Source organism: Bdellovibrio sp. HCB-110 (assembly GCF_047323225.1).
GTDB lineage: Bacteria > Bdellovibrionota > Bdellovibrionia > Bdellovibrionales > Bdellovibrionaceae > Bdellovibrio.
The window spans coordinates 2,094,667-2,117,318 of record NZ_CP178750.1; the positions used below are offsets into that span (position 1 = coordinate 2,094,667).

Consider the following 22,652-nt stretch of genomic DNA (forward strand, 5'->3'; position numbering starts at 1 on the left):
GACTTCATGAAGTTAGTTCTTCTCGGATCTCTTTTTCTGACATTGGTTGGATGTACGACGGTGGATCGCACTCTGGAGCAATGGAGTTCTAAGAACAACAGTAAAAGAGAATACGAAGTTAAGACCGCGTGGGTTCGTCAGACAACCGTTAAAGACAATCTGGGCTTTCGTAAAATCAATCGTATGACACCTCTTTTGGTGGGTGATTTGGTCATTCAAGGCAATGGTCTTGATGGCATCGTCGCTTACGAAAAAGAAACGGGTCGTGAGAAATGGCGTTTGCCGATCTCAAATGGCGTGGAACCAAGTGCTGCTTCGATTCGTGACCGTCTTTTTGTCGGCGCCAGTGACGGTAACTTTTATTCTATCGAATCCAGCACAGGTCAGATTCAATGGAGCTTTCCAACAAAGGCAGAAAATCTATCAACTCCTTTGTTAGAAGAAGGCATCGTTTATTTCCTTGCCGGCAACAACGTGTTTTATGCTCTGGACGCAGCGACAGGACGCCAAGTTTGGTTGTACTCGCGTCAAGACACATCTCAATTTTCAATTCGTGGTGGCAGTCAAGCCGCGCTTAAAGATGGAAATCTTTACGTTGGTTTTTCCGATGGTTCTTTGGTCGCGCTCAATGCAAAAACAGGGGCGGTTCTTTGGGAGCTTCAGTTAAATCGCAACAAACGCTTCCGTGATATTGATGCCACTCCTGTGATTGATGGCAATCAAATCTACATTGCTGGTTACGATGATAAGCTTTACAGCGTGTCTTTAGATAAAGGCGAAGTTCAATGGCGTATTGATGGCGGCGGCTATAGCGCTGTCACAATGGCTGGCGATAAAATCTTTTATCCTACAACCAACGGTGAAGTCTGGGCTCTTAAAAAAGCCAATGGCGACAAAGTATGGAGCTATAAACTTAAAGAGGGTATTGCTACTCAGGTGAAAACCTACAAAGGTTCCCTGGTGTTTGGAGAGTCTCAAGGAAAGCTAAGATTCCTAGATCCAAACTCGGGAGCTGAACTTGGCGCGATGGAGCCTGGTCGAGGCATTCTTTCAACTCCACAAGTTGATGAGAAAAACGGTCGCGTTTATTTCATTTCAGGCGAAGCCAACCTTTTTGCAATTGATGCGGGTTGGATTAAAACACCTTATTTTAAGGAGTAAGAGATGAAAAAGCTGCTTATGACTTTACCTCTTTTGTTTGTTTTGGGTGCGTGCACTCATGGCAATTGCAGAACACAAAAAGGGGCGGAAAAATCGGCCGTAACAAGTGAGGTTCCTGTGACTAAATCAGCAGCAACGGATCGTGTGAAAGTTCATAAACCAGATGGCTCCCTGCAATGTGGCCAGGGTAAGGCGATTCCTGTCGCAGAAATGCAAAAACAGCTGAAGGGCATTCAGGTTCATTCCGCTTCAAATAAGAATGACGGAATGATGCGCATTCAACTGTGCGGAAGTCCTACTGGCAACAGCAATGTCTATGAAATTGATCGCAAAGATCTCGAAACCGCTTTGAAATTGGGCTTCAAAGAATGGACTGTTGAATAAAGAATCCAGACGGGGAGTCGACGTCTCAAAGTGATACGTCTCCCCTCTTTACAGGCGGGTGACAAATCTTGAATTTCACCCCCTTCTCATAGTGAGATTAACGAAAAATTTTAGGTACTTAAGCAAGTACACAGAGTTTGCATAGATGTCCTTTGAGGTGTTTTCTATGCGTAAGATCTATTCTCTTATACTTGCTTTCTTGATCGCCACGGGCGGGGGAGCTTCCCCTGTTTATGCTGAGATGACAGCGGAGCATCGGGCTCAGCTCACTCAGTTGGACTATTTATTGGCGGTCGATCGTTTGGATTTTTACTCTGACGGTCTTGCTGATTATTTGATGGATCATGATCAAAAACTTGCGGCGGAAGCTATTCGCCGTATCGAGCCTGAAGACTACGCAAAAGAAAGATACAGCTCTCAAGATCTCAACAATCCAGATAAATGGAATGAATTGATCCTAAGAATGTTACATAAGAAATTTCCAGAATTTAAGCATCTCACTTTAAAAGATATTGAGTGGAATTATAACTTCTTCCGTAAAAAATTAATGGAAGGCTTTAAGGCAGATCCTATCACTTTGAAGCGTGAGGCTTCGGTTTCTTCTTTGAATAACGAACCTGTGACATTCAACAAACGTTCTATCCCGAATGTGGATGGTAAACGAATCCTTTTGGATGCTGAAAGATATATCTCTGAAAAAACGACTCGTGCGTTGTTCTGGGATGCCGCTTTAACTCATAAATCTATCGAATTCCACATGGGAACTGAGCGCGACTTCCGTCAAAGAATTTCTCAGGAAGACCGTGAGGTTGTTGCTGAAGTCAAAACTCGTTCTGCGAACTACAACAAGATCTACTTGGTTTACGACGCTCGTTCAAAAGAATATTCCTACGCATTTACGCGTATTTCTGGCGATGATCGCGTGAAACACTTGATTGCTCAATTGCGTATTTTAAAGTTTGAAGACAAAGTCGCTTTAAAAAGTGAGTTCGTGAAAGTGTACGGAAATGCCAATGCCGTTCACAGACAGCAAGAACAACGTCTTCTGGAACTCTTTAAAACACTTCCAAAAGCCGACATGGTTGTTATTGGTCAAAAATCAGCGATTGGCAATGTGATCGCTATGGCCGGAATGATGGCGCAAGTTCAACCTGACATCAAAGAATCTGTCGGTCCTGAAAAATCACAGATCCAAAAGCTTTCTCAACGTGTGGCTGAAACAGGAACTTATTTTTCAGTAACGACAAAAGCTCCTGTTGTAAAAACAGAGTTTGAAAAAATCGCAAATCCCATGGTTTCTAACTATGAAATCGCAAATTCAGAACAGCCAAGCCATGATATTTCAGACGTTCTTTTGGAAACCAAAGACGGCCGTATCGTGCGCTGGAGATTGATCTCTAATATGTGGGGAGATGAAGTTGTCCCTGTGGCTCGTGCGATTAAAAACTCAGGCCATGACAAAGTGGTTTATATCGGTACAGCAGGTGGAATCATTGGTAAAGGTCTTAAAGTCGGGGACGTTGTGGCTCCTTCTAAGACTTACACTCAAGACGGAAAACTTTTGGAGTTAGAAAAACACACTTACGGAACTGATTTCGTAAAATCAGGACAAACTTTGGGTCAGGTGACATCACCATTTGATGAAACTCAAAAGTGGTTTGATAAGTGGAGCGGCAAAATCGACGTTGTTGAACTTGAAACTGGTTATTTGAAAGAAAACCTGGGTCCTAAAGTCAGCTTCCAGCCATATCTGCTTGTTTCAGACGTTGTTGGTTCTGAGCATGAGACCTTGGCGGTGGCTGCCGCTGACTCTGGCAAACGTAAGAACGGTCAATTAAAGCTTTTAGAGAGCCTTTTTGTGAACAACGGAATCAAAGCTCCGGTTTCAAATGTTGAAATGATTTCTGCAGAAGGTGCTGTTAAAGCAATGTATCATAAAATTGATTCATTAAGAGCATCTCGCGATATCACTTCAAAACTGCAATTAACTCAATTGGCTCTTCGTCAAGGTTTGAAAACGGATGCCGAATTGGAAGCTCTTATCAAGTCTGAACCTTCTTTTGATCGTCAGATCTTGATGGACAAACTTGAAAAATACTCCGGCGCTTTGGAATTGATCTCTAAGAAAATTTCCGGCGTGAGCTTCGCGATTGTTGGTGGCGAAGAACTTTTGAATGGAACTTGGAATCCTAAGAAGGCTCTAAAGCTTCAAGTCATGGTTGGCAATATGTCTGCGGCTGATGCGAATAAAGTCTACGCCGCAGAACTTTCTAAGATCCAATCCGTTATGGGTAAAGAATTGCAAATTGAAATGGTGACTTATGATGCCGAGAAAACGCGCCAAGCGGTGTTCTTTAACTCACGCTCAAAACGAGTTCTTGCGAATCACTATGAAAACAAAGTTCTTAAAAAATTAGGTTTAACAAAAGAAATTGATAAAAATGGCGGAGTTCGTTTCCGCGAAATTCCTGAATCTGCGGGAGGTATGAGATGCGAAACCGTCCTTTTGTAAAAAGAACTCTTCCTTGTTTGGCGGTTGTTTTAGCGGTAACAATGCAAGCGGCTCCGGCTCATGCGGGTCTTTTTGATAAGATCATTTCCGCGGCCTCAGCGATTTTAAATAAATCGGCGCAAACGCAAACTCAGCCCTTAAAAAGCGGAGTGACGGGCGCGCAGGCCACAGTCAAAACAGAGAATTTCTCTGTAGAAAAGCATTTTATTGAAAAAGTTGTCACTGAAACTCAAGCCGGTTACGGCAGCGATCTTCGCAAGAACTCAAAGGCCGTGGCTGAAAAAGTGAATTCCGTATCAACGGAAACTCACACGGAAATTATTCCGGAATATACAGAAAAAGGTCTGAATTTCCGTCTTGCTTATGATGAAACTGCTGTGCAAAATCCAAAACTTCTTGTGAAAGATTTGGCTCTTGTCAGAATGCTGACTTCAACTTCGCAATACTGGTCAGGCTCCAGCATCTTTGAAGGTACGATAAACGACAAACTTCGTGCTGAGGTGGAATCTCCACATGCCATTGCCGAGCTTATTACCAACGTTCGTGAAGGCAGTCCTACGGCGAAAGCTCGCTGGAATACTTTGCAGGCGGAGCTTTTGGAGAATGTTTCTTTAAAGACAAATGTTCTTCAAGAAATGGGTCTTAGCTCCAATGTGATTTATGACATCCGTGAAGAATTGAAAGCTCAAGCTCCCGCATTGGATGAAGCTGCGGCTCAACACGCTCGCAAACAGCAAAAAGCCTTGGATAAATGGAAATCCGAGACGGGTGCCCTTGATAAAATGGAAGCTATGCAAGACAAGCTTGATGATTTGATCTTAAAGAACGACCGTAAAGGTGTTCGTCAAATGCTCGAAGCCTATCTACCTTGGTCTGTGATGGAGCCGGTGGAGGCAAACACGTGGAAAATCTGGCTTGAAGCTATTGAACATCCAGATGCTTCAAAAACCACTGTGGCATTCCGTGGTTTGAAATACGATACGGATAAAATTCAACGCAAACAAACAGCTAACGGCGAAGTTTATGGTTTTATGTCAACAGTTCTGACTAAAAACCAAGGAAGTTACACGCGTCGTTTAAGATCTCTTTCTACAAACCGCGAAAAGAATGGAGATATTGGCTTTAAAGTTCATGGTGAAAATATCAGATCTACGAAGATCACAGACCAAATGACAGCTCATGCGAGAAATCCTGTGGCTTCGAGCTTTATCTCATTTACGTACGATCCAAGCGTGGCTCACAGATTTATGGGTCAAAACGTAACAAAACAAGTTAAAGGAGAAAACGTTTCGGTTCCATATGGTGGTCTTTTGGTAGTTAAAATGGATTCACGTCGAATGATTCCAAACGTGCCATCTATGTACAGCAATGAAATCGAACTTTTAGCGCCATTGATTGTATTCCCAGATGAAGTTGTTAAATACAAAGAAGGATCTTTCACTAATGAGTATTCATTTGCTAATTTCGTAAAAGAAATCTCTGATAAAACCGGGATTGATTTCACGAACTGGGCCACGGCGGCAGATGCTAATAATGAAGGTCTTAGAGAAAGATACAATCGCGAAGGTCATGAGTTCCTAAAACAAATGACGGAAGTGAATTTAAAAGCGATGAGTTGCTCAAAAGTGTTCTAATTAATGGGAATAAAAGAGGCTCCAGGATGATTAAATTTGGAGCCTCGAATTGCCCCCGGAAACCTCGAAAAAAGCCTATAAAAAGACCTCAAATCGAATATATCCAGAAAAGACATATATTATACGTTACATAATATAACTTATCAGAAAGCTATGTAGGTCTGCCCGTGGACTTGTTTTTACCGTTGAAGGCTCATTATGATGGCTTCTAATCTCGATATCAATTCTGTGTTATTTGGATCTTCTTTAAGTCTTTCAATCTGTCCAAAACGAATCAAATCGTTATCTTTAAGACCCGTTTTAGATAACAGATTATTCTGTGTATGAAACCGAACGATCCAGCCTTTATTATCTCTGAATAACGAAACGTCTTTTTGCAAATCACCTAGATGTTGCTCCATTTCAACGATTTGCTCTTCAGAAATATCTAGATTTAACAAATGGGTCTGGGATATCTCGTTTTTATTCGTTTCAGGAGTGTCTTTAATGGCTTTTTCCTTAGAGATTTCGATAGAGATATCAGCTTTTTTCTCGTCAAGAAGTTCCATTTTATTTTCGAACGGATTTTGATTTATTTCCTGGGTTTTTATCTGTGCTTTGGAGTTTTTCATTTCAAAATTCTCAGCTTGCGACGAAACTATGTTCTGATCGTTCTCTGAATTTTTATTCAGTGACGATAGACCAAAGCCAATAAGAATTCCGACAATGATTCCTGCAGTAAATTTTTTCATAATGCAAAAAAAGGGGATAGTGACAGCTATCCCCTCTCCCCTTTTGAACTCAATGTTTATGATCGCTGTTTTTCATTTTCTTGATAACGATAGAGATTGTTTCCGCATCAATTCGGGCCTTTTTCATTAAAGAAACGGCCCGTTCGAAATCGTCGGAATCAATAGCTTCAAAGAAATCATCAACCCTGTCGATGGCAGCTAATTGCTCCAAAACAAGTGTTCCTTCAAAATCGCTTTCATCCATTGAAACCTCCTTTTTTTCCGGTCCATCCTTGCTACTTATTTAATCTCTAATTGTCGCCTGAAACAAGGAAAGTAAATTCAATGTTTAACTTCAATCTTCATTGCCGCCGCATTGACAGAGCTTCCAGCTTTTTATTCTAATTCATTTCCCTGGAGGAATTATGAATTATATCGCGGCCACATTACTGTGTGTCTTGTCTATTTCTTTATCTGCGCATGCCCGATCCACACTTGTTCTTGAAGAAGCCTGCGGAAAACAGGCTGTTGAAATCGTCGAGGCCACAAGAAAAGCTCTTCATGACTATCAAACCTTTCACATGGAAGCTGAGTTCGTGGACAAGGGAAACTATATGCTGGAGGGGCTCAAGGAAGTTTTTGAATATAAAGTTTTAATGAGAGAAAGCAATGGGGATCTTAGACCCATTTATTATATCGTTCACCTGGGTGTGACATCATTAGACTATGACAGATGCGATGTTGTTTTAAGAGTAAAAACAAAACTGCCAAACGTAACCAAAGAAAATCCTCGAACTGCGATAAATATTGAATAAAAGGGAGTTTGAACTCCCCTTTTTTATGTTTCATTTATTGCGCTAAGAATTCGCCGATAATTTGTTTGGCTGTGTCTTCGTTGTATTCGTAAGAAAGAAGCATCCCTGATAAAGTGAGAACTTCTTCGTCGGACAAGCGAGCTCTGATACATTTATCAGAAATTAAAGCCGAAACGATCTGGTTTTGTACGATTTGAAAAGGCAATTCTACAAAACGCACGGACTCGATTTTCTGAGTCGTTTTTTTACTCGCCTTGCAATATTTTGATGGAGCTGCCGTCGCTTGAAGGGACGCCAATACCACCAAAGACGTGATCAACATTTTCATAAAAATACTCCTTAATTAAGTTTCTTGAGAAATCGCAAAACTTATATCAAAAAACAGGACGTATTTCTTTTCCTTGCTGAGCTTCAAATATTTTTTTCATAGCGAAGCTGAACAACGGCGCTTTGTTCACAAGCAGTGAACGTTTCTATTTCATTTTCTCGGGCATTGTGAGCTTCATGTAACGTAAAAGATCCTTGTCGTTTTCGGAAGTTCTTTTTGAGAACTCTTCAATGACGCCAAGATAGTCTTCTTTATCGCGGTTTTGACTGAGCTTGAATTTCGCCTCGACGGAAGTCACGCGGAGCTTTAACCAAACAATGGCTTTGAGAAGCTGCTCGTGAAAGTCTTCCGGCAATTCATAGTTCCAGTTTGTTCCATTTTTTCTCTCGTAATGACTCACCAGGCGCTTCATAAGGTCTTTTGTGACTTGGGAATCCTTCACGACCTCACAGGCGCAAGTTGCGTGAACCGCTGTATAACTCCAGGTAGGAACATTCAAAGGGTCTTTGTAGTAAACCGGCGAAATATAAGAATGAGGACCCGTGAAAATAACCAAGGCCTTCATACTCTGAGAGAGATTTTTCCATTGAGGATTGCCCAGAGCCAGGTGAGTCCAGAGGACCAAATCCTCCCCTTCTTGATCAATCAAAAAAGGATAGTGGTTGGCGGATATACCCTCAGAGGTCTGACTTAATAAAGTCGCAAAACTGTACTCTTCGATAAAAGATTTAATAAGTTTCAAATCATGAACTTCGGAATATTTAGGAATGTACATGACAGCGATTTTATATAGATCAGAACAAAAGAGAAGAATTTATTAAGGTTGGACCACAGCAGCTTGTGAGTTAAAGCCCCGTGCATTGGCTTTATAAAGACGGCCACTTTGTCTAGAGAACTTTTCAAAGAATCTTTCGCGAGAGCAGACCATGATCGCCGAAGTTCTTTCTGGAAGCTCGACCACTTCGCGTTTTTCAAAGCAGTTTTCCTGGGCGTAGCGAAGCACTTTGACGTTACGAACATCGGGCTCGCCAATCAGGTTTTGTGTTCTGGAGTCTTCAAAAACCATCTTCGTGAATGCACCAATGGAAGCTGATGTATGAATACGACCTAAATAGTCCGTCTCCCCGATGAGAAAATGCAAACCTTGGTCATAGGGCTCTGTTTTAATATGCTGACTAAGAACATCATCCTTAAGCCAGTATCTTTCCCAGTAGCTCACGGGTTTCCCATCAATAAAACCGATGTAAAGATCCTGATGAGAGTCTTCAAGCTCAGAAATCAGCTTTTTAGCCTGTTCATCACGGGATTTATTAAGATTCCACCATTGGGCAATATAGGGCTGATTCATCCACTTAGAGTAGATGTCGAAGTCCTTTTCAAAAGAGAGAGGGCGAAAGGAATAATAGGCGTTGTTTTTGTCGTTATAGACTTCAAACTCACTTCGCATACCAGGTATTTTTAGAAGGCCTTTGCGGGCAAGACAAGGCAGCCCCCAAAAAGCCCTCTAAGTGAAAAGGAAATGAAGTCTAAATGAAAATGAAATGGGAATTACCCATTAGATTCCGCGAACTCCTAAGTTCATTTTCCCAATGCCGCCCCATTCTGCTGCATCTACTTTTTCGCCATTCAGGTAGATTTCCGGAGGTTGATTGGATCTTACGATAAAGACAATGCGGATCGCTCCTTGATTGGATTGACCATCAAAGAGAATTCGGGATTCAGTCACCTGCTCTGTCCCAACAACTTCCATAGAGAGTGGGCCGCGAATGGTGTCGCCATTCGCCAAACCAACAGAAATAGTTCCGTTACCTTGGATGTGCATTTTCATGGTTTGCTGAGAAGCTGTTTGCGTGACATCAGCCTTCCCAGACAAACGAAGGCTCACGGCCATAGAGCGAGTTCCGGACAAATCTACAACACGTTGATTGCGAATTTCGCGAGCTTCTGAATTCACTCCAGAAAGTCTCATCACCACATGGGCAGTCTGTGCGGCTTGATTGACTTCAATTGTATCATAAGTAACTTCACTCAAATCATTTTTACTAATAACAAATGGACAACCCATACCTGACGTCGACATTGTTAGAGTCTGGCTTTTTGTAGCCCCTTGACGAACCTCGCCACTCTCGGTTTTTTTAGCATTGTTGATCGCGCAGGTTGTTCTGATATCATTGAGGAAGCGAAGACCTTCGCCATTTAATTTTTGCAAAGCCTCTTGGCGTTCCTGACTACCATCCCAAATAGGACGCACATCAGATCCATCAATGATCGCATCAAAGAAGGCCGCGTCGTCAGGGACATAAAGATTCGTATCTTTGATGGAGACAAGAACATCTTTTAGATACTGCGCCGGAGCTGCATTTTGAGGTTTGTAGTTCGGTTGATAGTCTTGCGAAAAGGCATAACCACCGCCGCCGTCTTTTTTACTGTCACTGTCATCTGTGCACGCGGACAAGGTTGCGGAAAGAACGACCAGAGAAGAAATTAAAAGTTTCATGAGCTCCTCCATTTAGGTTTCATCATTCGAGAAGCTCACGCTAGCATTGTCATTTAAAATAATTCAAGTTACGGAAAATTTATCCTCTGAGTCATGTTTCTCACACAGGAATCTCTACAATGGATCTGATGCCGGTGCGGGCTGTCATGGCATGCACAACAGCTCTAAGACCCATGATGGTTTTTCCCTGGGTTCCAATCACTTGACCGAGGTTTTCCTTTGCACAGTTCACTCTATAAACCGTCGTCTTCGGTCCCACATAGGTGCTTACTGTGACTGTTTCGGGTTGATCAACGAGCAGACGCACAATGTGCTCGACTAAAAGACGAATCTCTTCACGGTAAGCCTCCTGATCTATATCAGTGCCTTTCTCTTTACGTTCTTCATACTTATAGGCTTCAATATCGTTCATATTATTCTCCCATGATGAAATTGGCTGTCGCTCGGCGATTAAAATTACAGTGGGGACCTGGAACCGGCACCCAACTGGAGAAAAAGTTGCGGGAATGAGCAAGGTCTGAAAACTCCGCCGCTCCTTCTTGAAATCCGTATCCATCCCAAAGTCCCACAGACACATAGAACTTCGGTTTTTTAGAGCCGTTAAATTTTTTCAGTAAACGAAGAGGATCGTGATTTTCCCAATCCTTCTGATTCAGAAAAACGGAACGAGATATGTTCATCATCTTTCTGACAAGTCGAGGTGAAGCGTGCGTGCGATAGATGTAGTTATTGATTTCTTGATCACTGGAGTAAGGTCCCACTGTGGTGATGGCGGGACAAAGCAAAGCAACGCGCGAAAACATTGTGGGATATTGCAAGGCTATTTGCGCCCCATTAAATCCACCCATGGATTGCCCGATGATGTGTCGCCGTCCTCCGTTGAGTCCCCCCATTTTCTTTTCTAAGAATGGAATGATGCCTTTTGCAAAGAAGGGCAGAATCGGAAAGCGTTTGTTATTCACGAGCAACCACGACGGACCGAAGGAAACACCCACGATTCTTGGTTTATAACCTCTGAATTGCCACCACTTCTGAATCATCAAAGTCCCCAGACATTGCGTAAACCAAGTGTCTTCCGAGCCATTCAGCCCGTGAAAGAAATAAATTATGTCATTGTTGTTCGTGGCTTCGTGATTTCGATAACAGTAATTGAACTTAACACCCTGGATTTTTTCAACTCCACAGGTGTAGTTTTGCCGCTCTATCGAAATTTCATCTTGCTCAGATGCTCTTGTGGACACCGAAACGCACAGAAGGAGCAGAATCAGAGATATGATCTTCATAACCTCCCCCTCTTTAAAAAGAAGGGTCCCTTGAGGCCTCTGAAAAATCAATTTGCAATATCGAAATCTTCTTGAACTCTGTGTTTAGACACCAGCACTTGTTCGCCGGTATTAAGGCACTTTAAGTAGTAGTGATTATAACCTCTGTTGGTTATCACAAAACGTCGTGGATTTTTCGACGTCAGCTTCTTAGCCAGCACAGAACCCACATCCAAGGTTTCATACTTGCTTAAAAGTTTTTCTGAAACGCGATTGCGCACAACGTGAATCCACATGGCCGTAGATAACATTGCAGCGGCTGCCAGACATGAAATCGACCAATGAATTTTGTTATTCATCAAGGCCGTAAAGGACACGGGAGCCAAGACGGACACTAAAACAATGGCGCCCGTTAAAAGTCTTTCTTGTCTTTGGTATTTCTTAAATTCTTCAACAAAAGAGGACATGATCTGAAAGCCTCGCTACATCACAAAGATGACAACTATAGAACCACGAATGGTTAAAAATGAGCGAGTCCAGATTTGATTATTTTTGATGATGCCGTGCCTCCGTGGCTGACAGCGGATTTTCCGTAGGGTCTGCTTATAAGACGAGGTGTTTATGAATGTCCTAAAAGCCACAGTCCTTCTTTCGTTTGTTGGAATTTCGTCTGCGTTTGCTCAGCAAAATCCGGTTTGTCAGGATCGTGTTGAGAAAGGTGGCAGCATTCAACTCCAAATGCGACCATCTTCCGGAGGCGATTGTTTTGTCTCTGTAAGAAACTACAAAACCTCGGGTATGGTTTATCGCGATTATCTTTTTTCAGCAGATGGTAATTTCTTGGTCTTTAATTCTTTCGGGGATGGTTCTATTTCTGATTCAACAGGAGCCCGAGAGTTTTATACTTTTCCTCGTCGCCATACGATTCCTCAATACAAGTGGAACACCGAGACTCGCCGTTTGGAAGTTACTTCTGTCACTGGCAGCGTTTTCTATTTTGATTATGAAAATGCCGAGGTCGTTGCGATTTCGAATGGCAGCGTAAAAGTAGCCTCCACTGTAACTCCAGCCAATCGCGGTGGTGTTGAGATCAGCAACTACAAAGGTCTTATCTTGGATGTGGGTTTTACGATGGGGAAAGCTCCGTCAGAAAATCAAAGTGCTCTGTCTACTTTCACAGATGAAAACGGCAAGACCTGTAAAGTTCGTAATGGCGAGGTCTTCAAGGTGACATCTACAGGAGACGTAAACCCAAGATATACAGATAAAGCATTGGCGACCTTCCTTAAAAACCGCTGCCCACAGCTTAAATTCACGCCTTAAGCCTACGAGATTATTACCCATTTTTATGGAGTCCCTGTGACAAAATGGGGACTCTGTCTAATTTCTAACGCCTTCTTTGCCCTATAAACGCTTTTACCAAGGTATGGAACCTGCAACTCCCCGCCTTGTTATAAACTCGTTTATCTCTAGGAGGTTTCTCGTGCGTAAAGCCCTTATTGCTTTGGTATTGCCATTTGTTTTTACAACTCAAGCTCTTGCTTCAGCCTTTGATTCTTTAAATGATCAAAAACTGCAAGAGCAGGCCCTGACTCTTTTAGATAAGAATGCGGGCTCTATGCGCATGTCGGGTGATGTTCACGATAATGAAAAACTCACGGATATTCTTGGTAAAGTAAAAGAATACCACGAAGAAATCTTAAAGCGTCTTGAAGACGGCCGTGATCTCGAAAATTTAGACAGTGCTATTTCTAACGTGGATACAAAATGCCAAATCCAAGCAGGAGAAAAAACAGCAGATTGCACTCTGTTTATCAGCTACCGTCCTATGGGCGAGACCGGCATTCAGTTCACAGTCCTTCTTGACGCTGAAAAGAACGCCGTAGATATCGTCGGCGGCGCTCTTGTGTCTCGTGGTGACTAATTACTCTTTTAATTTCGGAGTGATTTTAAGATCGAGGACCTTTCCGTCTCTCATCACCTTCATCACGGTTTCCTTATTAGGTTTTACGGATTGAAGTGTGTAAACGTAGTCGTAAAGGTTTTCGATCTTAGTGCCATCAAACTCAATAATAACGTCTTTTTCTTTTACGCCAGCGGCTTCCGCGGGACTGTCTTTAGACGCTCCCGTAACACGAACCCCTTTTACGCCTTCTTGGGAGTAATCAGGAATTGTGCCCAAATAAACGCGGAAGGTTCTGCCTTCGAGTTTATTCTGCGCACTTGCGACCTTCACATACTTGACCATTGAAACTTTGGAATCACTTAAAAGATCTGCAAAGCCTTGAACGGCTTTAAGAACCTTCACAACCCCCTCATAATTCACAAGGTCTGGAATATCGCGAGGTGTGTGGTATTCAGCGTGAGAGCCCGTAAAGAAGTTGGCCGTTGGGATGCCAGCCATATAGAAAGACAAAGAGTCTGTCGGCAAATAAGGGTCCTCTTGCACGATCATAGGGACCGCCGTGCGAATTCCAACCTCTTCAGCAATCTGCGACCACGTATCTCCGGAACCCAAACCTTGCACGAACACACGACCATTCAAACGACCGATCATGTCCATGTTGATGTAAGCTGAGATATTATGTTTCTTGATATCTTTGGTGAAATGAGAAGATCCCAGATTTCCCAATTCCTCCCCAGACCACACAGCAAAGTACAAATTCTTTTGCAACTTGTGGGGAGAGTTCTTTTTTAGATCTGCGTAGTAGTGAGCCAGCTCCATCACGCCCGAAACACCTGAAGCATTGTCGTCAGCTCCATAGTGAGAGCGACCGATCTCTGGACCGCGCGCAAGGCTGCTGCCGAATTGACCATGACCCAAATGATCCCCATGGGCACCGATCATCACAGAAGACGTCGCACCTTTTACTGCAAGCTTTGCCAAAACGTTGGTGCCTTGAGATTTTTTAAACTGCAAATCGACTTTCGCTTTAACGTAAGCCGATGGGATCACGACGCCTTCTAAAACTTCGCCCTTGTCCAATTTCTTTTGCAAAGATGCTAAATCCTGACCCGCATATTTCAAAAGATCGACGGCTGCATCTGTTGCAAGTCTCACCACGGCCAATGTGCTTTCAGACAATGAACCTTCAAATTTAATCTGACCAAACTTTTGCGGAAGACCGCTATTCACTCCATTTGCGACGAGAATTCCAATAGCTCCTTCGTTTTTCGCAACTGTGACTTTATGTTGCAGACGAGAGTATAGGTTTAAGTAATGACGACGTTGAGGTGACACATCCATTGGCAGATCTGTCAGCACGAGCACCCACTTGCCTTTGACATCAAGACCTTTGTAGGAATTGTATTCAGTCTCTTTATCACTAGCGGGAGCTTTGATTCCGTATCCTACAAAAACAATCGGAGCCTCGCGGAAGTCGCCCGTCTTAGAAAAAGAAATCGGTTCAAAGTCTTTAGAAACCTCGTATTTCTTTTTATAAGAGCCCACAACTTCAAGTAAGTTCTGAGATCCCAAGTTCACACTTGAAGTAAACTCGAAAGTCTCAAAGAAGGACCCTTGAGGTCCCGCACCTTCAAGCCCCCAAGACTTCAAGAGTTGCGCGAGTTTTTCTGTGTAAACCTTTTCTTCACTTGAGCCCGTACCGCGTCCCTGAAACTCTGATGAAGCCAAGTAGTAAACCCATTTTTTTACATCTTCCACTTTAACTTCAGGAGCTAAAGAGCCGGCTGCTGGATCTTGCGCAGAAAGACCTAGAAGTTTTCTCGCTAAGATATCATCCCACTTCGCCATCATGATTTGGGATTCACCCTTTTCATTTCTATGAGTCCAGGAAAGACTGTTACCATCGGGAGTGAATACCGGAAGACCATCAAAGCCATCATCAAAAGTCACACGCACGGGCGCTTTTGTTCCCGCAGTATCGACGATAAAGAGTTCAAAGTTAGAATATCCCAAGACACTGGACCCAAAGATCACATAGTCTCCAGAAGGATGAAAGAACGGAGCCCAAGACATGGATTTTAATTGCGTGATCTGTTTTTGATCCGTGCCATCCACGTTCATCGTAAAGATTTCAGCCGTTGATCCGTTTGGAGAAAAACGACGCCAGGTGATTTTCTTACCATCAGCGCTAAAGAACGGACCGCCATCATAACCCTTGGATGTCGTTAGACGTTTCACCTGAGTTCCATCTGCCTTCATGATGTAGATGTCCATCATATAGGAAGAGTCTTGTTCGAAGAGTTTCTTGTCTTCGCCCTCAAGTTTTTCAGTATAACCCGCGCGATTGGAGGCAAAGGCAATCCACTGGCCGTCAGGAGAATAAGAACCTTCGGCATCGTAACCTTTTTCTTTCGTCAGACGCTGAATGTTTTTACCCTGAAGGTCGGAGCTGAAAATATCGTAGTTGTCATCAAAGCTCCAAGAGTAACGGGCTTTCACAGCCTTCTTACGATTGTCGTATTCTTCTTGGGTTTTCTTTTTCGTTTCCGGATCTAAATGCGTGGAAGAATAAAGAACCTTCTTCATAGAAGGGTGAATCCAGCCGCACGTCGTTTTACCCGCGCCCGGAGACACTCGCGTCGTCTCACCATTCACCAGATCAATCACGTACATTTGATAGAAAGGATTTCCCGGCGCTCTTTCACTTTGGAAAATCATCTTCTTGCCATCGGGACTGAAGTAGCCCTCGCCCGACTTTGGACCTACAAAGGTCAACTGGCGAGCTTCCCCTAAGAGAGTGTTCTTTTCATTCGAGAAGCTGCCACTGGCAGCAGGAGTCTCAGAGGGGGATTTGGAGGGTTTAGCCTCCTTGAATTGACAGGAAATTAACGAGACAGTCAGAGAGAAAACGCATGCACCTGTAAGAAGAACTTTCACTTTTTTCATAGTGCGTGTAGCCTAAAAGGAGGGCTTTCCTAAGTCAACCAACGCAAAGGAAAAGAAACTATATGATGCGCACGTTTCACTGGATTATCATTTCCCTTTCACTGACGGCTTGTGCAAGTACTTCACCTTACGCACTATCTCCACTCAACTATTCAGAACAAGATCTTAAAAAGACCGGCCGTGGAATTGCCTCCGTTGATCATAAAAAAGAAAATAAATCGTATCTAGCCATGGAGCTGCCTTACACGGCTTTTGAAAAGCTCCGCAACGACGTTGAGAAAACTCAACACGTGTCCTTGCAACATCGCGGGGAGGCTCACATCACGGTGATCACTCCTCCGGAATATAAGAAGATCCAAAAGAAGATCTCGATGAAAGAGATCAATGCCTTATCTGAAGAGATGGGTTTACAAAAAGCGCCGTATAAACTTTTGTGTGTGGGTAAAGGGTCTTTGAAAGACCATGGCAAAGAAAATTCCACTTATTACGTTGTCGTGGAATCAGATCGTCTTTTCCAAATTCGCAAAGCGGTGCAGGTGCTTTACACTTCAAAAGGCGGTAAAGCAGAGGATTTTAATCCCGAAGCTTTCTATCCTCATGTAACTTTAGGTTTTACGCAAAGAGATCTTCATGCTGAAGACGGCGTGATCAAGGACGCAAGTTCTTGTATCTATTCCTTGCGTCCCAATGAAGAGTCTAAAACTCAGTAAGTCTTAGAAAGGGCGCGATCCAAAGATTCACTCGCGCCCGAACCAGGTCCCAACCACAATGTGGTTTCTTCAATCAAAGAGTCATCTTCAAAGCGGCAAACATTAAACGTTTGCCCTTGAGTGTCTTTCCCTTGAACTAGCTCCGCATCGAAAGCGCCACAAACGCCACCACGAGCTGATGAAGAATTTCTGTTTTTATAAGCTTGGATGGCTTGTGTAGGACCTTCATTGGTTTTAAAAAGAAAGAAGGACTCAGCTCCGACACCAGAATCGCCAAAGAAACACATTGAAAGCTCTTCGCTTCCCGCTTTAAGAACCCAGAACTGACCTTGGTCAATACGGCATGTTCTCATCCAAGGGTTGTTGTTGGCAGCAAAAGACGCCGCTCCCATAGAAATCATTACGAATGAAAGAAATAAAACTCTCATCATCCCCCCAAAGACCTGGTAAAATAGACCCCAGAAATATAACAGCGCACAGGTCGGGGCAAGCACTCAATGCCAAATTTGCTAGAAAAAGAGAACTTTGACAGAGATACCAAGGTGCTTTGTCCCTACAAAGACGATTGCTCAGGATGTCAATCCCTGGATCTACCTTATGGAGCCCAAACCGACGCCAAAAAAGCGCAGTTATTAGAGCTATTTAGGGGGTCAAACCTTTCCTATTTAAAGCCTTTAAAAGCTCTCTCTGCGGGGGCCGCTCACTTGCGGGACCGTTTGGATTTCAGCCTTGAGGACGGGCGCTTGGGCCTTTATCACAAAAGCCGACGGGAGATTGTCGACCTTCAAACGTGCGCTCAGTTATCACCAGAGCTGCAAGAATGGCTGACAGAGTTTCGCAAGATTCAGTGGCCATTTACAAAGGGCTCCATTCGTCTTCGCGTGGGACCTCAAGGCCAAAGAGGCGTGTGGCTTGATTTCGCCAATGTCGACATCAAAACTCTTTTGGATGAAAAATCGATTTTACAAAGTCTTCAAGAAAAAGCATTTGTTGAAATCGGGCAAAGACGAAAAGTTCCCGTATGGACCGGAAATGAATATAAATTGCGCGATCCAGAATTGCACGTGTGGTTTCAAACATGGATGAAAGATCGTCCTGTGGATCTTTACTGCCAGGTCGCAAGTTTTACGCAACCAAGTCTTAAAGCAAACAAAATCATTTGTGATGTGATCAACGGATGGATTGGATCTTTTCCGCAATCACGCATTATCGAATTCGGCTCTGGTATCGGAAACCTGACGTTACCCGCTCTGGCGGCCGCTGAAAGTTTAACCGCTTGTGAGATTGACGAGTTGTCTTTAGAAGGACTGCAAAAAACTTTAGAAAACCTTCCGCCCAGTTTGCAATCTTTGCGAGAGAAAATTCAAATTCATCGGGGAGATTTTCAAAAGAAACTGACCAAAGATTTTTCCCAGTTTGATGGAGTTCTCGCCAATCCTCCCCGCTCAGGTCTTATGAATTTCCTCAATCCTTTGGAAGAACTCTCAGAGGGGCAACGTCCGCCGTTTTTTATTTATATGTCGTGCTTCCCGGAATCCATGGTGAAAGATTTAGAGCGCTTGCAGAAATGCGGATACTCTCTCGAAGAATTTTACATCGTCGATCAGTTTCCGCAGACAGCGCACTTCGAAGTTTTAGGATTACTTCAAAGAAAAAAGACGTAGGCCCGAAAAGATGCCCGGAAGGTCTCTGCCTAGAAGCAGAGACAGCATCGGCAACGTGATGACACCGGTAAGAAGAATCAAGGTGCTACGTAAAGCCACTTTTAAAATATAACCTGATTGCAGTCTTTCATGAGGCTGCCCCAAACGCAAATCACAGGCCCATTCCCCGATGGTAGAGCCCATAAAGCTGCGAATGGCGATCATATAAATCCAACCACAAACAAAGAATACTTCGGCAAAGAAAAGGGCCTGATGCTCACTGTGCTTCAAACCGCCCAGCAAAGCGCCCACAGATGTTTTTACAATAAGAGAAAAAGCCAAAATAAAAACGCAACTTGCAGAAATTAAAATCAAAGCATCGATAAAAGATGCCAGCCACGACCACAATGCAAGTTTGTACCCCTTACGACGCGCAGAAGGACCGCTGTGAAATCCCGTGTTCTGCTCAAACTGCAGACCCTTACGATCTTTAAAAAGATTGTTGAGCTTCGACGGCGCAGGCGTTCCCGGAGAACGACGACGGATCGTCGGCCCCCTTAACGGCACAGGGGCTTCTCGTTTCTGAGGAGCCCGCTGTGGGATGGTTTTATCTTTGTGCTTATCGATATACATCTCTGATCACTTTCAAAGAGCTAGCGAACCCCGCCCGCTCTTCCTGGTTCATCCGTTTTTGTTCCACCCTCAGACGTTGTCGGAGTCGGTGGAGGCACAATAACTGGCGGCGTACAAACTCCATTGATCATTGAGTTTGGAGCAGGACATGGAGCCGGTGGTGGAGGCTCAACAATGGGTGTTGTTGGAGACGTCGTCGCTGTTGGCTCTGGCACTGGAGCTGGTGGAACATAGACAGGGTCTGTGTTCTTCGCTTTGCTGTCTTTTTTGAATAACCACCAGAACAATCCAAGAGCCGCGGCACCAACACCTACTGGGATGATCCAGTTTTTGTTACGGCACCAGAATCCGCAAGAATCTTCTTTTTTAACGTCTTTGCCGCCAGGAAGATCGCCATTTCCGCCCGTTTCAATAACGACGCAGATACCGCCTTCACCTTCTTTTTGGCCTTCTGGACACTTACAACCTTTTCCATCCGCAGTTGGAGTCGCTCCACCTGTTTGATCGTTACAAGTACCTGTTGAAGGATCTGGAAGAGGCAATGGTGGCGATGGCGGTTCTTTAATGACGGCGAATGTCTCCAAAGCAATCATACGTGTTTGAAGTTCACGACACGCACTATCCTGCTCTTCACGAGCCTTCTTAATGTCTTTGAGTGGCACCATATTACATTTCGCATTGGCGTCATTCAGCATATCTTTAAGCTCACTCAAGAAAGGATCAATTTCTGATTTTTGCTCTTCAGGAATTTTACCTTCTTCGTTGAGTTTCAAATCTACTTTTTTACCAGCAGCATGTTCAAGATAAGATTCGATGATACGCTTTTTATCCTGAGGAGTTCCCACGGGAGATTGCTTATTGCAATTCGCAGTGGCGTATTTCATTTCAGATTGACCTACGCAATAGGAAGCCCCACCAGCTTTAAAACCATAGACTAACGGGTTACAAGCCACTTGGTTTCCAGAACAACTTCCTTTTCTGGCTTCCATTTGACCACGAAGATCCGCATTCAGAGCTCCGCCTTTTTTCTCACTCCCGCAAGAATCATCTTTTCCGTATTTAGAAATATAACCTGCGATAATACAGTTTTGACCAGTCAAGGCTCCTGCATAAGCCGCATCTCCGAACAACACTTGAAGAACGTATTCATACTTGTTATCTGGAGAATAAGAAGCACGGTATTTGTTTCTTACTTGAAGAACTTTGTCAGCGGCTTCCATAGCCATACGCATACGCACCATGTATTCAGCACGTTGACGAGGGCTTAATTTTTTATATTCATCCCAAGACAGAACAGAGTTTTTGCTAACGCGAGCTAATTTTCCCGTTTTTAAAGATTTAGCAATAGCCGGATCTTGCTTCGCCAATTTGGCAGCAATGTCGTTGAAGTTATTGTAGTTCATGAGTTCTTTTTTAGAGAACGACACGCTATTTACTTTAAGTGGTTTGTCTTCATCACCTGTGAAAGTCAAAGTCGCGGATTGACCGTCTTTAGTTAACGTCAGACGAACTTGTTCGTTGCCCTCGGCATCTTTAAAACTTGTGGCTTCAATCGACGGCATGAGTTCATTGCGATTGAGGCGAACCCATTCATCCATTTGCGTTTGCAATTTATCTGGGTAAACATGACGAACCATTCCCCAGTATTCGCCCACCGTGAGTTTCTTTGTCGTCAAACCAGTTTCTTTTAAGTATTGATTGATCAATTTCTTTTGCGAAGCTGCCGCAGCACCTTCAGCAATGGGCGAAATACACATCGTAACGACTGAAATTCCCGCCGCGAATTGTTTTACTAAAGAAACAGGTTTCAACTTCCATTTCATAACGACCTCATGCTTTTGAGTCTTTTCGGTACACTTTTTAAAAAACTTAACAAGAACCCAGACTTAACTGGATTTTTCGTCGCCTGTCTCAATCTGAGACCGAAACCAGTCCAAAAGGTGGCCTCGATCACGTTGCTCCAGCTCTTTAAACTTCAATCGTAAGATATTATCGCGATACTCGACCACCCTAGACTTGATCTTAATATTGCGGATATCCGGGAAGATCACATCGACATAGTTTAAATCCCGGGAACTCCCCTCCATATCCCTCTTAAGAAGAATACGAGCCCCCTCGATAGAGATCGACTCAGTCACGCCTTCAAAGATATCCTGTCCGACGATATTCACGGGCGTGCGAAATTCATAGCGATGAGCCGTCGGGAAAAGCCAACGAGCCCGGCGATCCAGATAAGGAAAACGGAAATAAAAAGCGAGAATAAGAATGCCGACAGTCACAATACTGGAAAGAATAAGCTGCACTTGAACAAAAGGACCTTCTTGAGAAAGATCCTCTGAGAAAAAACGATAGGCATTGATAAGAAGAACCAAACTTAGAGTGATAATGGCCAGAGACCATGACGTCTTGTGAGGACGCAGAAGCAAGACACCTGTTAAGAACAAAAGACTGAGCCAAAGCCAATCCAGTCCCGACACTGTTTGCAAGAAAGTATAAAGGATTGAAGGTTGATACCATCCCGGCACACCACTTCCCGCAAAGCTTATAAACAGATTTCCTAACGGGGCGAGAATAAAAAGAAATGCTAAAAGAAAAACCCCTGTAGGCGTTTTAAGCTCTGCCTGTGCCATTCAACCTCCAGGTATATGCTAAACGAAAGAAACTTCACTGAGGATGATTTCTTAAGGCTACCTGGACTTTAGTGGTATAGGTTCTAACTATTTTTTTGCGGGAATGGAAACAGTTGTTCTACCGTCTGCTGGTTTTTCTTCTTCGTTTTCATCCGTCGTCATTTTGCAGATTTCAACGAGAGTATTTTCCTTAACCAACGCGTAGATGTCTTCGATCTGTTCATTTGTCACGGCAACACAACCGCGAGTCCAATTCATGGGGTGAATGATACTGATCGCCTGTCTTTTTCTATCATCACGAGGCAAACCATGAATCATAATATCGCCGCCCGCAGATTTACCTTGGGACTTCGCAAACTCCACGTCTTTCTTATTTGGATAAGAGACATGAAGAGCTTTTGTGAATTCACTTTGCGGATTTTTATAATCTACAGAGTAAATGCCTTCTGGAGTTTTACCATCGCCTTCAAATTGTTTGTGACCAACAGGGTTTGAACCGAAAGCCACAGGATAAACTCTCAACATGGTCTCGCCGGAAATAAGATAAATCTCTTTGCGGTCTTTAGAAACCACGATGCGCTCAATCTTAAGACCTTCCGCCTTGATTCTTTCTACGGATTCGCGAGAGCGATCCAAGAGTTTATCCACTTTTGTGATGTCATCACAGAATTGATAATTCTTGTCTGCAGCTTTAGAGCCCGCAAAAACATTGGCAGAAAACAAGCTTATAGTAATGAATGTAAGAAGAGAGTTTTTCATGGATTGAAGTTATAGCATAAAGAACATGCTTTCACATCACTCAGCGCATATATTTTTTTGTAAGCACTTTTTGATTTTTTAAATGAAATAAAAAGGTCCCCATGATTCCACGGAGACCCTCT

General features: G+C 43.5%; 24 protein-coding genes. 9 read left to right on the plus strand and 15 right to left on the minus strand.

The features are described from left to right. Window positions 1-6: 6 nt before the first annotated feature. The 4 genes from ACL934_RS10110 (at window position 7) to ACL934_RS10125 (ending at window position 5,691) form a co-directional block, all read left to right on the plus strand. Window positions 7-1,161, plus strand: a complete 1,155-nt coding sequence (locus ACL934_RS10110; protein ID WP_374073235.1) for a PQQ-binding-like beta-propeller repeat protein — start codon at window positions 7-9, stop codon at window positions 1,159-1,161. 3 nt (window positions 1,162-1,164) lie between these two features. Next, window positions 1,165-1,545: a hypothetical protein gene (locus tag ACL934_RS10115; RefSeq protein WP_374073236.1), complete on the plus strand. Its 381-nt coding sequence runs from the start codon at window positions 1,165-1,167 to the stop codon at window positions 1,543-1,545. Window positions 1,546-1,711: 166 nt separating this feature from the next. Then, a complete protein-coding gene (locus ACL934_RS10120) occupies window positions 1,712-4,057 on the plus strand; it encodes a hypothetical protein (protein WP_374073237.1) in 2,346 nt (781 codons plus the stop codon). Beyond that, on the plus strand, window positions 4,036-5,691 hold the full coding sequence (locus ACL934_RS10125; RefSeq protein WP_413612161.1) for a hypothetical protein: 1,656 nt from the start codon (window positions 4,036-4,038) through the stop codon (window positions 5,689-5,691). Before ACL934_RS10120 ends, ACL934_RS10125 begins: the two co-directional genes overlap by 22 nt. A gap of 179 nt (window positions 5,692-5,870) precedes the next feature. Here the strand turns inward: ACL934_RS10125 and ACL934_RS10130 are convergent, their stop codons facing one another. Both ACL934_RS10130 and ACL934_RS10135 read right to left on the minus strand, forming a co-directional pair. Further along, entirely contained in the window at window positions 5,871-6,422 is a 552-nt protein-coding gene (locus tag ACL934_RS10130; RefSeq protein ID WP_413612162.1) for a hypothetical protein, read from the minus strand. Window positions 6,423-6,471: 49 nt separating this feature from the next. Next, window positions 6,472-6,666 (minus strand): hypothetical protein, encoded by a 195-nt coding sequence (locus ACL934_RS10135; protein WP_413612163.1) that lies wholly within the window; start codon window positions 6,664-6,666, stop codon window positions 6,472-6,474. A 160-nt stretch (window positions 6,667-6,826) separates the two neighbouring features. On the opposite strand from ACL934_RS10135, the gene ACL934_RS10140 reads away from it, so the two are divergent. Then, entirely contained in the window at window positions 6,827-7,216 is a 390-nt protein-coding gene (locus ACL934_RS10140) for a hypothetical protein (protein ID WP_413612164.1), read from the plus strand. A 34-nt stretch (window positions 7,217-7,250) separates the two neighbouring features. Here the strand turns inward: ACL934_RS10140 and ACL934_RS10145 are convergent, their stop codons facing one another. The 7 genes from ACL934_RS10145 to ACL934_RS10175 all read right to left on the minus strand — a co-directional run bounded on the left by ACL934_RS10145 (window position 7,251) and on the right by ACL934_RS10175 (window position 11,770). Beyond that, the gene (locus tag ACL934_RS10145) at window positions 7,251-7,544 is read right to left on the minus strand and encodes a hypothetical protein (protein WP_374073244.1); all 294 of its coding nucleotides are present in this window, start codon (window positions 7,542-7,544) and stop codon (window positions 7,251-7,253) included. A 145-nt stretch (window positions 7,545-7,689) separates the two neighbouring features. Then, window positions 7,690-8,319 (minus strand): FMN-binding negative transcriptional regulator, encoded by a 630-nt coding sequence (locus tag ACL934_RS10150; protein ID WP_413612165.1) that lies wholly within the window; start codon window positions 8,317-8,319, stop codon window positions 7,690-7,692. Between the two features lie 42 nt (window positions 8,320-8,361). After that, the gene (locus tag ACL934_RS10155) at window positions 8,362-8,991 is read right to left on the minus strand and encodes a GNAT family N-acetyltransferase (RefSeq protein WP_413612166.1); all 630 of its coding nucleotides are present in this window, start codon (window positions 8,989-8,991) and stop codon (window positions 8,362-8,364) included. A 108-nt stretch (window positions 8,992-9,099) separates the two neighbouring features. Then, window positions 9,100-10,041, minus strand: coding sequence for a hypothetical protein (locus ACL934_RS10160; protein ID WP_413612167.1), 942 nt, complete (start codon window positions 10,039-10,041; stop codon window positions 9,100-9,102). Between the two features lie 100 nt (window positions 10,042-10,141). Next, the gene (locus tag ACL934_RS10165) at window positions 10,142-10,453 is read right to left on the minus strand and encodes a KH domain-containing protein (protein ID WP_374073248.1); all 312 of its coding nucleotides are present in this window, start codon (window positions 10,451-10,453) and stop codon (window positions 10,142-10,144) included. Between the two features lies 1 nt (window position 10,454). Continuing rightward, complete coding sequence (locus ACL934_RS10170; protein ID WP_413612168.1) at window positions 10,455-11,324, minus strand: alpha/beta fold hydrolase; 870 nt, start codon at window positions 11,322-11,324, stop codon at window positions 10,455-10,457. A 47-nt stretch (window positions 11,325-11,371) separates the two neighbouring features. After that, window positions 11,372-11,770 carry a hypothetical protein gene (locus ACL934_RS10175; protein WP_413612169.1) on the minus strand — a complete coding sequence of 133 codons (399 nt, stop codon included), beginning with the start codon at window positions 11,768-11,770 and terminating at the stop codon, window positions 11,372-11,374. A gap of 154 nt (window positions 11,771-11,924) precedes the next feature. Here ACL934_RS10175 and ACL934_RS10180 point away from each other — a divergent pair, with 154 nt between their 5' ends. Together ACL934_RS10180 and ACL934_RS10185 are read left to right on the plus strand one after the other, a co-directional pair. Beyond that, window positions 11,925-12,626, plus strand: a complete 702-nt coding sequence (locus tag ACL934_RS10180; protein ID WP_413612170.1) for a hypothetical protein — start codon at window positions 11,925-11,927, stop codon at window positions 12,624-12,626. Window positions 12,627-12,786: 160 nt separating this feature from the next. Next, window positions 12,787-13,227 (plus strand): metalloproteinase domain-containing protein, encoded by a 441-nt coding sequence (locus tag ACL934_RS10185; protein ID WP_413612171.1) that lies wholly within the window; start codon window positions 12,787-12,789, stop codon window positions 13,225-13,227. Here the strand turns inward: ACL934_RS10185 and ACL934_RS10190 are convergent, their stop codons facing one another. Beyond that, window positions 13,228-16,155: a M28 family peptidase gene (locus ACL934_RS10190; protein ID WP_413612172.1), complete on the minus strand. Its 2,928-nt coding sequence runs from the start codon at window positions 16,153-16,155 to the stop codon at window positions 13,228-13,230. Window positions 16,156-16,217: 62 nt separating this feature from the next. Here ACL934_RS10190 and ACL934_RS10195 point away from each other — a divergent pair, with 62 nt between their 5' ends. Next, window positions 16,218-16,865, plus strand: a complete 648-nt coding sequence (locus ACL934_RS10195) for a hypothetical protein (protein WP_413612173.1) — start codon at window positions 16,218-16,220, stop codon at window positions 16,863-16,865. On the opposite strand, the gene ACL934_RS10200 is transcribed toward ACL934_RS10195, so the two are convergent. Then, a complete protein-coding gene (locus ACL934_RS10200) occupies window positions 16,859-17,296 on the minus strand; it encodes a hypothetical protein (RefSeq protein ID WP_374073254.1) in 438 nt (145 codons plus the stop codon). The two genes, ACL934_RS10195 and ACL934_RS10200, sit on opposite strands and share 7 nt — an antisense overlap. Before the next feature lie 273 nt (window positions 17,297-17,569). On the opposite strand from ACL934_RS10200, the gene ACL934_RS10205 reads away from it, so the two are divergent. Next, window positions 17,570-18,529 carry an RNA methyltransferase gene (locus tag ACL934_RS10205; protein WP_413612174.1) on the plus strand — a complete coding sequence of 320 codons (960 nt, stop codon included), beginning with the start codon at window positions 17,570-17,572 and terminating at the stop codon, window positions 18,527-18,529. Here ACL934_RS10205 and ACL934_RS10210 read toward each other — a convergent pair. The 4 genes from ACL934_RS10210 to ACL934_RS10225 all read right to left on the minus strand — a co-directional run bounded on the left by ACL934_RS10210 (window position 18,506) and on the right by ACL934_RS10225 (window position 22,530). Next, window positions 18,506-19,141 (minus strand): RDD family protein, encoded by a 636-nt coding sequence (locus tag ACL934_RS10210; protein ID WP_374073256.1) that lies wholly within the window; start codon window positions 19,139-19,141, stop codon window positions 18,506-18,508. The two genes, ACL934_RS10205 and ACL934_RS10210, sit on opposite strands and share 24 nt — an antisense overlap. 20 nt (window positions 19,142-19,161) lie before the next feature. Next, window positions 19,162-20,964, minus strand: coding sequence for a hypothetical protein (locus ACL934_RS10215; RefSeq protein WP_413612175.1), 1,803 nt, complete (start codon window positions 20,962-20,964; stop codon window positions 19,162-19,164). A gap of 63 nt (window positions 20,965-21,027) precedes the next feature. Further along, window positions 21,028-21,771 (minus strand): PilZ domain-containing protein, encoded by a 744-nt coding sequence (locus ACL934_RS10220; RefSeq protein WP_413612176.1) that lies wholly within the window; start codon window positions 21,769-21,771, stop codon window positions 21,028-21,030. 87 nt (window positions 21,772-21,858) lie between these two features. Next, window positions 21,859-22,530 carry a L,D-transpeptidase family protein gene (locus tag ACL934_RS10225; protein WP_374073260.1) on the minus strand — a complete coding sequence of 224 codons (672 nt, stop codon included), beginning with the start codon at window positions 22,528-22,530 and terminating at the stop codon, window positions 21,859-21,861. Window positions 22,531-22,652: the final 122 nt, after the last annotated feature.